General features: G+C 34.0%; 15 protein-coding genes. 6 read left to right on the forward strand and 9 right to left on the reverse strand.

Annotated features, from left to right (window positions below):
- The first annotated feature begins 12 nt into the window (after window positions 1-12).
- A complete protein-coding gene (locus tag NQQ59_RS05670) occupies window positions 13-1,917 on the forward strand; it encodes a DEAD/DEAH box helicase (protein WP_144214684.1) in 1,905 nt (634 codons plus the stop codon).
- Between the two features lie 172 nt (window positions 1,918-2,089).
- Window positions 2,090-2,863, forward strand: a complete 774-nt coding sequence (locus NQQ59_RS05675) for a carboxypeptidase-like regulatory domain-containing protein (RefSeq protein ID WP_144214685.1) — start codon at window positions 2,090-2,092, stop codon at window positions 2,861-2,863.
- 112 nt (window positions 2,864-2,975) lie between these two features.
- Here NQQ59_RS05675 and NQQ59_RS05680 read toward each other — a convergent pair whose 3' ends face one another.
- Genes NQQ59_RS05680 through NQQ59_RS05690 form a run of 3 tightly spaced genes read right to left on the reverse strand, consistent with a single transcriptional unit; the run spans window position 2,976 to window position 4,969 of the window.
- Window positions 2,976-4,436, reverse strand: a complete 1,461-nt coding sequence (locus tag NQQ59_RS05680) for an aminoacyl-histidine dipeptidase (RefSeq protein ID WP_144214686.1) — start codon at window positions 4,434-4,436, stop codon at window positions 2,976-2,978.
- Between the two features lie 15 nt (window positions 4,437-4,451).
- Window positions 4,452-4,745, reverse strand: coding sequence for a type II toxin-antitoxin system RelE/ParE family toxin (locus NQQ59_RS05685; protein WP_144214687.1), 294 nt, complete (start codon window positions 4,743-4,745; stop codon window positions 4,452-4,454).
- A complete protein-coding gene (locus tag NQQ59_RS05690; protein WP_144214688.1) occupies window positions 4,742-4,969 on the reverse strand; it encodes a hypothetical protein in 228 nt (75 codons plus the stop codon). The genes NQQ59_RS05685 and NQQ59_RS05690 overlap by 4 nt, the downstream gene beginning before the upstream one ends.
- A gap of 70 nt (window positions 4,970-5,039) precedes the next feature.
- Here NQQ59_RS05690 and NQQ59_RS05695 point away from each other — a divergent pair, with 70 nt between their 5' ends.
- The 3 genes from NQQ59_RS05695 to NQQ59_RS05705 are packed head-to-tail and all read left to right on the forward strand — an operon-like array spanning window position 5,040 to window position 7,279.
- Entirely contained in the window at window positions 5,040-6,101 is a 1,062-nt protein-coding gene (locus NQQ59_RS05695) for a DUF3810 domain-containing protein (protein WP_144214689.1), read from the forward strand.
- Between the two features lie 42 nt (window positions 6,102-6,143).
- Window positions 6,144-6,638, forward strand: a complete 495-nt coding sequence (locus NQQ59_RS05700; protein ID WP_091491379.1) for an RNA polymerase sigma factor — start codon at window positions 6,144-6,146, stop codon at window positions 6,636-6,638.
- Window positions 6,639-6,646: 8 nt separating this feature from the next.
- On the forward strand, window positions 6,647-7,279 hold the full coding sequence (locus NQQ59_RS05705; protein ID WP_144214690.1) for a hypothetical protein: 633 nt from the start codon (window positions 6,647-6,649) through the stop codon (window positions 7,277-7,279).
- Window positions 7,280-7,316: 37 nt separating this feature from the next.
- Here the strand turns inward: NQQ59_RS05705 and NQQ59_RS05710 are convergent, their stop codons facing one another.
- Window positions 7,317-8,126 (reverse strand): lysophospholipid acyltransferase family protein, encoded by an 810-nt coding sequence (locus tag NQQ59_RS05710; protein ID WP_144214691.1) that lies wholly within the window; start codon window positions 8,124-8,126, stop codon window positions 7,317-7,319.
- A gap of 126 nt (window positions 8,127-8,252) precedes the next feature.
- Window positions 8,253-8,903: an NUDIX hydrolase gene (locus NQQ59_RS05715; protein ID WP_144214692.1), complete on the reverse strand. Its 651-nt coding sequence runs from the start codon at window positions 8,901-8,903 to the stop codon at window positions 8,253-8,255.
- Between the two features lie 92 nt (window positions 8,904-8,995).
- Here NQQ59_RS05715 and NQQ59_RS05720 point away from each other — a divergent pair, with 92 nt between their 5' ends.
- Window positions 8,996-9,436, forward strand: a complete 441-nt coding sequence (locus tag NQQ59_RS05720; RefSeq protein WP_144214693.1) for a DUF4268 domain-containing protein — start codon at window positions 8,996-8,998, stop codon at window positions 9,434-9,436.
- A gap of 157 nt (window positions 9,437-9,593) precedes the next feature.
- Here NQQ59_RS05720 and NQQ59_RS05725 read toward each other — a convergent pair whose 3' ends face one another.
- Genes NQQ59_RS05725 through mnmA form a run of 4 tightly spaced genes read right to left on the reverse strand, consistent with a single transcriptional unit; the run spans window position 9,594 to window position 13,813 of the window.
- Window positions 9,594-10,004, reverse strand: a complete 411-nt coding sequence (locus NQQ59_RS05725; RefSeq protein ID WP_144214694.1) for a hypothetical protein — start codon at window positions 10,002-10,004, stop codon at window positions 9,594-9,596.
- Window positions 10,005-10,023: 19 nt separating this feature from the next.
- The gene (locus NQQ59_RS05730; protein WP_144214695.1) at window positions 10,024-10,968 is read right to left on the reverse strand and encodes an NAD(P)H-dependent flavin oxidoreductase; all 945 of its coding nucleotides are present in this window, start codon (window positions 10,966-10,968) and stop codon (window positions 10,024-10,026) included.
- Between the two features lie 9 nt (window positions 10,969-10,977).
- Window positions 10,978-12,585, reverse strand: coding sequence for a S8 family serine peptidase (locus NQQ59_RS05735; RefSeq protein ID WP_144221493.1), 1,608 nt, complete (start codon window positions 12,583-12,585; stop codon window positions 10,978-10,980).
- Between the two features lie 40 nt (window positions 12,586-12,625).
- Window positions 12,626-13,813: a tRNA 2-thiouridine(34) synthase MnmA gene (gene mnmA, locus NQQ59_RS05740; RefSeq protein ID WP_144214696.1), complete on the reverse strand. Its 1,188-nt coding sequence runs from the start codon at window positions 13,811-13,813 to the stop codon at window positions 12,626-12,628.
- Between the last annotated feature and the right edge of the window lie 99 nt (window positions 13,814-13,912).

The raw sequence follows: 13,912 nt of genomic DNA on the forward strand, positions 1-13,912 counted from the left end.
TTTAAAACACATATGAATAAATTTGAACAATTAGGATTGAATGAATCGTTACTGAAGGCGATTTTAGATCTAGGATTTGAAAATCCGTCAGAGGTACAGGAAAAGGCGATTCCCCTATTATTGGAAAAAGACACGGATATGGTTGCGTTGGCTCAAACAGGGACAGGGAAAACGGCAGCTTTCGGTTTTCCGCTAATTCAAAAAATTGATGCTGACAACAGAAATACACAGGCATTAGTTTTATCGCCAACACGCGAGTTATGTTTACAGATTACTAACGAACTTAAAAACTACTCTAAATACGAAAAAGGTATTAATGTGGTAGCAGTTTACGGAGGAGCTAGTATAACAGAACAAGCAAGAGAAGTAAAAAGAGGAGCTCAAATTATTGTAGCTACTCCAGGTAGAATGCAAGACATGATTAACAGAGGTTTAGTAAACATTAAAAACATAGATTACTGTGTTTTGGATGAGGCTGACGAAATGTTAAACATGGGATTCTATGACGACATCGTATCTATTTTATCAGATACTCCAGACGAAAAAAGTACATGGTTGTTTTCTGCAACTATGCCACAAGAGGTTGCTAGAATTGCAAAACAATTTATGAGCGAACCTTTAGAAATTACTGTAGGAACTAAAAACTCTGGTTCATCTACAGTTTCTCACGAATTTTATTTAGTTAACGCTCGTGACCGTTACGAAGCTTTAAAACGTTTAGCTGATGCTAATCCAGATATTTTCTCTGTAGTTTTCTGTCGTACAAAAAGAGACACTCAAGCTATTGCTGAGAAGTTAATTGAAGATGGATATAGTGCTGCTGCGTTACACGGAGATTTATCTCAAGCACAACGTGATGGTGTAATGAAATCTTTCCGTGGAAGACAAATTCAGATGCTTGTTGCTACTGACGTTGCTGCACGTGGTATTGACGTTGATAACGTAACTCACGTTGTGAACTACCAATTACCTGATGAAATTGAAACTTACAACCACCGTTCTGGTCGTACAGGTAGAGCTGGAAAATTAGGCACTTCTATTGTAATCGTTACAAAAAGTGAGTTACGTAAAATTTCTTCTATCGAGAGAATCATCAAACAAAAATTCGAAGAAAAATCTATTCCATCTGGAATCGAAATCTGCGAAATTCAGTTACTACACTTAGCAAATAAAATTAAAGATACTGAAGTTGATCACGAAATTGACAACTATTTACCAGCAATCAACAATGTTCTTGAAGATTTATCTAAAGAAGAATTGATTAAGAAAATGGTTTCAGTAGAATTTAACCGTTTCATTGCTTACTACAAAAAGAACAGAGATATTTCTGTTTCTGGTGGAGAAAGACGTGAAAGAGGTGATTCTGAGCCAAGAGAATTCAACAATAACGGAGCAGTTCGTTACTTTGTGAATATCGGTTCAAGAGACAACTTCGACTGGATGTCATTAAAAGATTACTTGAAAGAAACATTAGACTTAGGTCGTGACGATATCTTTAAAGTGGATGTAAAAGAAGGATTCTCTTTCTTTAACACCGACCCACAACATACCGACAAAGTAATGGACGTTTTAAACAACGTACAATTAGAAGGTCGTCGCATCAACGTTGAGATTTCTAAAAATGATGGTGGAGGAAGACGTGACCACAACAACCGTGGAGGAAGACGTGATTCTAACAGAAGAGACGGAAATTTTACACCAAGACGTGAAGGTGGATTTAGAGGAGACAGAAATTCTTCTAGAGATGGTGGATCTCGTGACGGAGGTTTTAGAAGCGACAGAAACTCATCTTCAAGAAGAGAAGGTGGTTTTAGAAGTTCTGCTCCAAGAAGCGAAAATGGTGGCTCAGACAGAGCTCCAAGACGTTCAGAAAACTTCGGCGACAGCTCAAGACCAAGAAGATCAAGAAGAGATTAATCATTTAAGATCTTAAAATACAAATCCCAAATTCCAATTTTATATGGAATTTGGGATTTTTTCTTATATCTCATAATCTTCTCAGTGCCTTTGTTAATTTTCTTATAATTAAATTCCAAGACTACGAGATATTTAATCCCGATTTACTACTTTTAGTGCTTTAAATCAGGATATGAAATATTTCGCAGTTTTCTTTTTTACACTCCTAGCCAACTTTGGTTTTGCGCAAGATACGCAGCCAACAGTTCCTCAAAGAGTTTCAGGTTATATTATTAACGACAACACCAAACAACCTCTTACAGGTGTAAATGTTATCAACACCAATAAAGTTCGTGGTGCAAAATCTGATGAAAAAGGGTATTTTGAAATTGACGTTCAAGTTAATGATACTTTGCACTTTTCTATTCTTGGTTTTCAATCTTTACGAATCAGAGTTACAAATGACTGGATTAAAAACAAAGTAACACGAATCCAACTTACTGAAAAAGCAATCGCTTTGGAAGAAGTCGTTATTGCTCCGTTTACTTTAACAGGATACCTAGAAATTGACTCCAAATTAATTCCAACAAAAGAAAACTACCGTTATAGCATTTCCGGACTTACACAAGGTTACGAAGCGGGAGAATATGCTCCAAACGCTTTTGGTAAGGTTTTAGGATCAATCTTTAACCCCGCCGATATGCTTTATAATTTCTTCGGAAAAAATGGTAAAGAGCTCAAGAAATTGAAAGAAATGAAGAAAGACGACACTGTTCGAACGCTTTTAGAATCGAAATACGATCGCGAAACAGTTGCCGTATTATTAGGCATTAGCAAAGACGAAATCCCAGAAATCATGCATCGTTGCAACTATTCCGACTCTTTCATTCAAACCGCAAATGATTTACAGATTATGGATGCCATCAGTGCATGTTATGAACAATATAAAGTTTTGAAACGAAATTAATTTTAGATATAAAAAATCCCCAATTTTTACAAATTGGGGATTTTTTTTAGTCATAGTTTACGGTCACAGTTTTCAGTCTGTTAAAATTGAAAACTGAGACTGCGACTGAAAACTATTTAACCGGTATATTAGAAAGAATTTCCAATACAAATTTCCAATATTTCTGTGCAGATGAAATACTTGCTCTTTCGTCTGGAGAATGTGCTCCGTGAATTGTCGGACCAAAAGAAATCATATCCATATCAGGATAATTTGTACCTAAAATTCCGCATTCTAGACCTGCGTGGCAAGCTACAACTTTTGGCTGCTCCCCATTTTGCTTTTCGTAGATTTCTTTTAAAACCTCTAAAATTTCAGAGTTAACGTTTGGTGTCCATCCTGGATAAGAACCTGAAAGCTCCACTTCGCATCCAACTAATTCAAAAGCCGAACGCAATGAATTCGCCAAATCAAATTTTGAAGATTCAACTGAAGAACGTGTTAGACATCCAACTAAAATTTCTCCGTCTTTAATCACTACACGAGCAATATTATTTGAAGTTTCAACCAAATCTGCCATATCAGCACTCATTTTGTAAACTCCATTTTGTGCTGCGTAAATTGCTCTGATAATTCCTTCCTGAACACCTAAATCCATCACCTTTTCAGGTAAATCGCCTTTTACGATTTCAATAGATAAGTTTGGTTCAGTTGTTTTATATTCTGCTTTGATATCAGAAATAATTTCCTGCATATCATACACGTAAGCCTCATCAAACATTTGAGAAATAATCACTTTCGCAACACTTTCTCTCGGAATTGCATTTCTTAGACTTCCTCCATTTACTTCAACGATTTGCAAACCAAAGTTTTCAAATGCATCAAACAATAAACGATTCATGATTTTGTTCGCATTTCCTAAACCTTTGTGGATATCCATTCCTGAATGTCCTCCGTTTAAGCCTTTTACTGTAATGGTATAACCAACAGAAGCTTCTGGAACTTCTTCTTCATGATAGGTTCTTGTAGCCGTTACATCAATTCCTCCAGCACATCCAATATCAATTTCATCATCTTCTTCAGTATCTAAATTCAATAAAATCTGACCTTGTAAAATTCCACCTTTAAGATTTAATGCTCCAGTCATTCCAGTTTCTTCATCAACTGTAAACAAAGCCTCAATTGCTGGATGCGGAATATCTTTGCTTTCTAAAATAGCCATAATAGTTGCTACTCCTAACCCGTTATCAGCTCCAAGTGTTGTACCACGCGCGCGAACCCAGTCACCGTCCACATACATATCGATTCCCTGCGTATCAAAATCAAAAACAGTATCTGCATTTTTTTGGTGCACCATATCCAAGTGACCTTGCATTACAATTGGTTTGCGATTTTCCATTCCTGGAGCGGCAGGTTTTCTGATGATTACATTTCTGATTTCATCTTCAAAAGTTTCTAAACCTAAGCTATTTCCAAAGTTTTTCATAAACTCAATTACACGCTCTTCTTTCTTAGATGGACGTGGCACTTCGTTTAAATCTGCGAATTTATTCCAAAGTGCTTTTGGCTCGAGATTTCTTATTTCTTGACTCATTATATTTTGTTTGAATTATTTCGGATATTTTGAAGGATTTAATGATGTATTGAAAACAGATAATATGTAAATTGTTTTCAAGTTTTCATCAATAAAATAAAAAATGATAAAAGGAAATTTTTTTATAGGTAAGCCGTGATAATCCTTATATCTAATTTGGAAGAAAGGATTTTTAGTTAATCTTTCTATATTTTCATCGATTGTCTGATAAAAATATTCACCTAATCCTGTTTGCTTAGATTCATAATAATCAATAGCATCCTGAATATCATGAATTGCTCTCGGCTCAATAACAAGATCAAAAATCATTTTTCAGCTTTAAAAGAAAACTGTTTTTTTGCCTCATTCCAAGGAACAAAATTTTCTACTTTTGAAGTCAATCTTCTTTCGTCTAATAAATTTTTCATTTCATCAGACACAGAAAAATCATTAATTACCGTTTCGTAATTAAATTTCTCTATAAGCTTCATAAAGAATGTTAATTCTTCATCTGGAATATTTAAAGTAATTTGTGTCATTTTCTCCCTATTCATGAACAACAAATTTACAAAAAATAACACAAAATAGTATTTAATTATTATTTTTATAAAAAACAGATCATCAGTGAAAAAAAAATATATTTTACCTTTATTTCTTATAGTTCAGATTATCTTTTACAAAACCCTACCCTACTTTCCAGATTTTGTAGAAGGTTTTTACAGCAAAAATTTGTTCGTTCGGATTTCTAATTTTTCAAGAACGGTTTTGGGTAAAATTCCGTTTTCTATTGGGGACATTATTTATGCACTTTTACTGATTTCTATAATCAGCTGGTTTTGGAAAATCAGAAAAACATGGAAAACAGAATGGAAAGATCATGTCTTGACCATCTTAGGAAAAATCTCTGTTTTCTACTTTTTCTTCCATCTGCTTTGGGCTTTCAATTATTACCGAAAACCTCTTTTTGAGAAAATGGAAATCAAAAGAGAATATACAGATGCCGATCTTCTGGCTTTCACTAAAAGGTTAATCACAAAAACAAATCAAGTTCAGTTTCAAATTACAAAAAATGATAGTGCTAAAGTTGTTTTTCCTTATTCACAAAAAGAATCGTTTCAAATGATTTTAAATGGTTATGATAATTTAGCCAAAGAACATCCTTATTTCAAATACAAAACGTTAAGCGTAAAAAATTCACTATTCAGCCTCCCTCTTACTTATATGGGCTTTGGAGGTTATTTGAATCCATTTACAAATGAAGCTCAACTTAACGATTTATTACCAATGTATAATTTCCCTCTGACTACATCGCATGAAATGGCACATCAGATTGGCTTTGCAAGTGAAAGTGAATGCAATTTTATTGGCGTATTGGCTTCTGTTAAAAACGAAAACCTTTATTATCAATATTCCGGATATAGTTTTACTTTACGCTATTGTTTAGGAATCTGGAAATTTAAAAACGAAAAGATATTTGACCAGTTAAATAAAACTGTTCATGTTGGTATTCTGAAAAACTATCAGGAAAGTGAGGATTTCCGGAAAAAATATGACACTTTTATAGATGAAGGGTTTCATTTTCTTTGGGACAATTTTTTAAAAACAAACAATCAAAAAGACGGAATGGAAAGTTACAGTAAGTTCATCGATTTGACGATTAATTATTATAAAACGAGAAAATTTTGATCCAACTGTAACAAAAATGATTTCATAACTACTAACACTTATATGAGCGAAAATCTAGAACAGTCATTTGTTGCGCAATTGCAAGCAAATCAGAATATAATCCACAAAATTTGTAGATTATATACTGATAACGAAGACGCTCATAAAGATTTATTCCAAGAAATCACTATTCAGCTTTGGAAAGCTTATCCAAAATTTAGAGGTGACAGCAAATTTTCTACCTGGACGTATCGTGTCGCTTTAAACACTGCGATTACGTTGTACCGTAAAACCAAAAGAACAATATCTACCGTAGATTATGAAAGCCACCAACATTTTGTTAGAGATGTTGATTACAACTACGAAGAAGAAGAACAGATAAAATTGATGTATAAAGCGGTTTACCAGCTTAACGACATCGAAAAAGCATTAGTTTTTATGTATTTAGAAGACAAAGATTATCAAGAAATAGCTGAAACCCTAGGAATCAGCGAAGTGAATGCGCGCGTGAAAATGAACAGAATTAAGGGGAAACTTAAAAAAATACTAAATCCTTAAAAATTATTATGAAAGAACTGGATTTACTAAAAAAAGACTGGCAAAAGAACTCAGGTTCTTTTCAACAAATTTCTGAAACTGAAATCTATAAGATGATTCACAGAAAATCATCTTCTATTGTAAAATGGATTTTAATTATCAGTATTTTGGAGATTTCTTTTTGGACTTTTTCGAACTTATTTATCAATACAGATGAAGTATTACGAAAAATGAATCATCCTGAAATCGTAATGGCTTTAGAGTTTTTGACTTACTTTAATTATATTGTAGTTTTAATATTTGTCTTCATTTTTTATAAAAATTACAAAACAATTTCGACTACAATTGCCACGAAATCATTGATGAGTTCTATTTTAAAGACTCGCAAAACTGTTCAGTACTATGTTTGGTATAATCTAGGAATGATTGTAATTACATCCATTTTAAGCTTCTTTGTCGCTTTCGTCTACAATCCAGATATGGAATTTCTTAGAGAAAAATTAGCCATGAACGGAAGAACTATGTTTGTTACAATAGGTATTTTATTTCTTGTAATTTTAGGTTTCTTCGGCTTATTCTGGTGTTTCTATAGAATAATTTACGGAACTCTTTTAAGAAGATTGTATGCAAATTATAAAGAGTTGAAAAAGATTGATTTTTAATCAAAGAGGCAAAGGTTTTCAACTTGAAACAAAAAGCTTAATACTCCCACTGTCTCAATCTGTTCAATTCTTCTTGCGCTTTAATTTCTTCGGCTGGAATGACTTTTAGAAATGATGGGTGCTGTTCAATAGCGTATTCTACTTTTTCTACAATTTCGTCAATTGTATCATTTTCATAATCGATATCAAGTGGTTCTTTGATAATAAAGGACTGAAGAATTCCTTTCTTTTTCATTCGAAGTCCTTTCTTATCGAATGATCTTCTAAAACCGTCAATTACAATCGGAATTACAATTGGTTTATGCTGCTTAATGATATGAGCGGTTCCTTTACGAACAGGTTTAAAAGATTTTGTAGTTCCTTGCGGAAAAGTAATTACCCAGCCGTCTGCAAGAGCAATTTTGATATTTTCAGTATCGTTTGGGTTTACTTCGCGTTTTTCGGTAACGTCTACTCCTTTAGCACGCCACGTTCTTTCAACAGTAATTGCTCCCACATAAGCTAAAATTCTTGGCAGTAATCCGGCCTGCATGGTTTCTTTTGCAGCAACATAATAAATATTCATTTTAGGTTGCCACAAATATCCGATGTTCTTAATAGTATCCTGACGTCCGCTTAAACTTGCGTTAAACACATGAAACATTGCCACAACATCTGCAAAATAAGTTTGGTGATTCGAAATAAACAAAACATTAGTATCAGGAAGTGTTTTTATAATTTCAGATCCTTCAATCTGCAATTCGTTAAAACCTCTATATCTTCTGTGCGTCATAGCACCCAAGATTCGGATTAACCATTTCTTGATGAATAATATATGCCCAAAAGGATTTCGCTTAAACAATCCCATAACTAATTTATCTTACTTTTTTGTTAGGTCGCAAACATACAAAAATTATTCTTTCAGCAATAGTTTTAAACATTTTCCAGAAATTAAACTTATCCAAATGAATATCAAATTGTTAAATAAAAATCTTTATATATCTTTTTCAAATGTACTTTTCAATACATCTCTCAATTCGCTCAAAATCATAGCTGTTGCTCCCCAAACTACATGATTTTGTATATTAAATGCAGGAACTAAAATATTAGCTCCATAAGAAGTTGATAATCTGGCTTCGATAATAATTTCATCATTTAAAAAAACCGATAACGGAAGCTCTATAATTCCTGCAACTTCTCTAATGTCAGGATAAAACGAAAGTTCTTCTCTTGCAATCCCTAAAAAAGGATGCACTAGAAAATTACTTGGCGGAATGTACATGGGAGAAAATTTTTTAACGATTTCTATTTCCTCTTGTTCAATTCCTACTTCTTCGTGAGTTTCTCTAAGAGCCGTATTTTCAAAATTAAAATCATCCTTCTCAAACTTACCTCCCGGAAAAGCAATTTGGGCTGAGTGAACTCCTTCGTAGGTATTTCGAACAATCAAAACCAAATGTGTTTTTTCTTGTTTAGGATAAAACAACATCATAACTCCCGCCATTCTAGGATTTAATGCATCTATATCAAGATTTTTTAAACCTTCAATACGTTCTTTTGGAGCCATTTTCAAATGTGATTCTACCGCTGGCAGTTTAACTGGAATTATATTGGGAACATATTTCAAAAAATCTTGAAAATTCATAATCAAACCTTATTTTTGTACTTTCAAATAAAACATAAATATACTCCAGAAAACGCAGTACCACAAGTTTTCCGGAATTAAAGCCTTAAAAAATGTACAGTAGAGAAGAATCACAAAGAATTAAAAGAGAATTTTGGGTAGCTTTTGCCGAAAAGTATCCAAGAAAATGGGTTCTTTATGATACTAAAATCAAAGACTTCTCTTTTAAATTTTTTGTTGATAATAAAAAAGCACAAGTTTTAATTGATATTGAGCAGAGAAGCGACGAAAAACGCATTGCTTATTTTGAAAAACTAGAAGCCTTAAAAAATATTCTGGAAGAAGAATTTATCAAAGATTTGGTTTTTGAAAAAAACTATACTCTTGAAAGCGGCAAAACCATAAGCAGAATCTGGGTTGAAAAGCTTGGAGTTGGTTTTAGCAACCGAAACAACTGGGATACAATTTTCGATTTCTTCAATGAAAAAATGCATGCACTGGAAATGTTCTATTTAGAATATGATGAGTTCATTAAGGATATAGATGTTTTGTAGAAGATACTGAGCATTCTAAGGTTCTGAGGCAGTAAGTTCCTAAGCTTTTTATATAGCAAACCCGACAGATTTTAAAAACCTGTCGGGTTTATTATTTTATTTAAATCTAGCCTATAGCTCTCAGCATCTTAGCACCTGAGAACCTTAGCCCCTTAATTTACACTGTAAAAATATTGTAAACTATAATATGATCGTCGTAATTGATATAAAGTTGTTTACGGAAATCCTGTTTTTTACGTGTTATAATAGAAAGTTTACATTCTCGACCGTCATTATCTTTACACATGAAAGAATAAACAATATCAGTATCATTTTCTTCGCGTTCGATATAGTTTAAAATATTAAAAAGCTGAATTTCCTGAGAATACACCACAATCCTATGTTTATTGGTATCTAAAACAACGGAAAGATTTACCAAATCTAAATTGGACCATTCGCCCCATTTCCCTCTCTGATTTTTTTCTAAAACACTAAATCCAGATGTTTTAAAGTGATAAGTCTGACTCTGAACTTGTTGCAATCCAAAAGTTAAAAACAATAGTAGTATGTAGGTGCGTAGGGAATTCATAAATTTTTCTTGCAGATAATTAAAACTCAAATGTAGCCTTTTCTTTGATTGCGGCTTCAAATTCGGAGATCATTTGTTCGACAATTTTTTCGACTGGTAAAATTTCATGAATCAATCCAGCAATTTGCCCGATTTCCAATTCACCTTCTTCTAAATCTCCTTCAAACATTCCTTTTTTGGCTCTTGCTCGTCCTAAAAGCTGTATTAAATCTTCTTTAGAAGGACATTTTTCATATAAAGCCTGAACGTCATTAAAAAATTTGTTTTTCACTAATCGAACTGGAGCTAACTCTTTTAGAGTCAACTGAGTTCCTCCTTCTTTAGTATTAACTATCGTTTCTTTAAAATTATTGTGTGCAGAAGATTCTAGAGAAGCTGCAAAACGACTTCCAACCTGAACTCCATCAGCTCCAAGAATCATTGCAGCCAGCATTCCTCTTCCGGTTGCAATTCCACCAGCGGCGATTAACGGAATCTGAATTTTTTCTTTGACCATTGGAATTAAAGTCAGCGTAGTGGTTTCTTCGCGTCCGTTATGTCCACCAGCCTCAAAACCTTCGGCTACAACAGCGTCAACGCCTGCTTCCTGTGCTTTTAAAGCAAAAACAGAACTGCTTACAACATGTACAACCGTAATTCCTTTTTCTTTTAAAAATGAAGTCCATGTTTTAGGATTTCCTGCAGAAGTAAAAACGATTTTTACTCCTTCTTCGACAACAATATTCATAATCTCCTCAATATTCGGATACAACATCGGAATATTAACCCCAAATGGTTTATCCGTCGCTTTTTTACATTTTTGAATGTGCTCTCTTAAAACTTCAGGATACATAGATCCAGCTCCAATAAGTCCTAACCCTCCAGCATTACTAACTGCCGAAGCCAATTTATAACCGCTATTCCAAATCATTCCACCTTGAACAATCGGATATTTTATATTAAAAAGTTGAGTGATTTTATTCATTAAAGAAGATTATTGCTTGATTATCTTTCCCGTTTTGTGCAAATTATCAGCATCAAAACTATAAAAATACAATCCGCTTTGAAGTGATTGTAAAGAAAGAACGGGATTTGAATTATTAATTTTTTCTTCGATTACCTTTTGCCCTAATACTGAAAAAATCGTTACTGAAGCAGTATTACTTTGATTTAGAAAAGAAAAAGTAATGGTATTTTTTACCGGATTTGGATAAACTGAAAAAGCGGTTTCTGCTATAAAATCATCAACGCTCAATGTCTTTCCGAAATTCGGAATTCCGTAGCCATAATTATTATCTGGATTTGAATATCGATCTGCAGAAGCGATAATCATTTGTCTGATTTCTTTATTTGTTTTCGTTGGAAAAGCCTGCCATAAAGAAGCTGCCATTCCTGCCATAATCGGACACGAAAAAGAAGTGCCGCTTGCAGTTACAATATTTCCATTCGGATCAGAAACTATCGCCGCAGCTCCTTGCGCCATAACTTCTGGTTTTATTCTGCCATCATAAGTCGGCCCAATTGAACTGGAGCTCGCTTTGACTTTAGATGCGGTAACCGATCCAACTGACAAAACTGAAACAGCATCGGCAGGAGAACCAATATGTTTTTCTACTTGAGTCCCTTCATTTCCTGCTGAAGCTAAAACCAAAATCCCTTTATTAAAAGCAGTTTCAGCTCCACGCGAAATAAAAGTAGTAATTCCGTTCATATCGCTGTAAGTATGATTATACCTCACTTCATCGCGATAAAGGAAATATCCAAGCGAAGTCGTGATAATATCCACTCCCAAAGCATCAGCTTTCTCCGCGGCTTCTACCCAAAGCGATTCTTCAAGCGGATTTTCTTCTGCATCAATTTCAGTAATAAAAAGATAATAGGAAGCATTTGGAGCCGTTCCTATCAAAGCATTTTCTTTGTAACCGCCCATTGTAGAAAGCACTTCCGTTCCATGGTTGTCTCCAGTATAGAAATTAGCATTTCGAGTAGTGTAATCGTAACCACCTAAAATTTTATTATTATTTCTTAGATTTTCAAAAGGCTGAGCTGTATTTACACCAGGAAATCCGGCATCTAAAACAGCAATAATTTTACCTTCTCCAGTATAATTCTGCTGATGCAAAACCTGCCCATTCAACATTTGAATTTGATTGGCAGAGCTACCGTAAGCATAATCAATAGCAGTTTGTGATTGCTTTTTCGTCGGACTGACTGCAGTTTCAGAAACCTTTTTTCCAGTAGCATTTAAAGTTCTATCTGCAAATTCTACTTTTTGAACAAAAGCTAAGGTTTTTAAGGCATTAATATTGGCTTGAGTTCCACGAATATGAAGCGCATTAAGCCATTTAGACTGCGCCATAACTGAAATTCCCGTACTCGATTTGATTTGATTCACAAATGAAGTTTCCAAAGGAGCATCTGTAATATCCAAAGCGATCTTTTGATTGGTTCTTCGATCCAAAGCTCTTTGAGAAAGCTCTACTAGTGGATTATCAAAAAAAGTTTGTGCATTAGGTTTAGCATTAAAATAAACCCAAGCCTCTTGTTGCCCAAAAACCGTAAACGAAAGAAGTAATAAAAGAAAAGTAAAGTTATATCTCATAGTATACTTTTATGGAATTTCTTCCAAATAAAGTATAAAGCTAAGAAATTACTCCCGAACCAACTAATTCATTTCCTAAATACCAAGCAACAAATTGTCCTTCTGTAATAGCAGACTGTGGTTCTTCAAACTCTACATACATTCCGCCTTCAAATTGATGCAACGTAGCTTTTTGTAAGGGCTGGCGGTAACGAATTCTCGCCATCACTTCCATTGTTTCTCCAGCTTGTAACGTTAGATCTTCTCTAATCCAATGTACTTCAGATTCTCCAACAAAAAGTGCTTTTTTGAATAATCCTGGGTGCTGGCTTGATAATCCAGTATAAATGGTATTCGTTTCAACATCTGTAGCAATTACAAACAAAGGATCTGTTGTTCCTCCTACATTCAATCCTTTTCTTTGTCCAACTGTAAAATAATGAGCACCTTGATGTTTTCCAACCACTTTCCCCATTGTTGGAATATATTCTAATTTTTGAGATTCTAATTTTAATGCTGCTTCTACAGAAATTCCAGCAGATTTTTCGGCAACATAAATCGGATCGTTTTTGTCAACCTGAACAATTTTCCCTTCTTTTGGCTGTAATTTTTGTTGTAAAAATTCTGGAAGACGAACTTTTCCAATAAAACACAAACCTTGAGAATCTTTCTTTTCTGCAGTTACCAGTTCCATTTCAGCAGCGATTTCGCGTACTTCTGGTTTGGTCAAAGCTCCAATAGGAAACAAAGCTTTTGACAATTGCTCTTGAGACAATTGACATAAAAAGTAAGATTGATCTTTGTTAACATCATTTCCAGCAATCAATTGATAAACTGTTTTTCCGTCAACTTCAATTTCGCTTTTTTGACAATAATGCCCTGTTGCTACGTAATCTGCACCAAGACTTAAAGCGATTTTCATAAAAACATCAAATTTGATTTCGCGATTACAAAGTACGTCAGGATTTGGAGTTCTTCCTTTTTCGTATTCGTTAAACATATAGTCCACGATTTTTTCTTTGTATTCTTCGCTTAAATCTACGGTTTGAAACGGGATTCCAAGTTTTTCAGCAACAAGCAAAGCGTCGTTACTGTCTTCCAGCCACGGACATTCGTTAGAAATAGTAACCGAATCATCGTGCCAATTCTTCATAAAAAGGCCAATTACTTCGTATCCTTGCTGCTGCAATAAATAAGCTGCAACACTAGAATCTACTCCACCTGAAAGTCCAACAACTACTCGTTTCATTTTAAAAAGATTAAATTTTTAAGGTTGCAAAGGTACATCAAATAATAGAAAATTTCACAATGGTTTTCATTAGTTTAAGTAATCCTGCAGTAGATAAAA

The organism is Flavobacterium panacis (assembly GCF_024649945.1).
GTDB classification, from domain to species: domain Bacteria; phylum Bacteroidota; class Bacteroidia; order Flavobacteriales; family Flavobacteriaceae; genus Flavobacterium; species Flavobacterium panacis.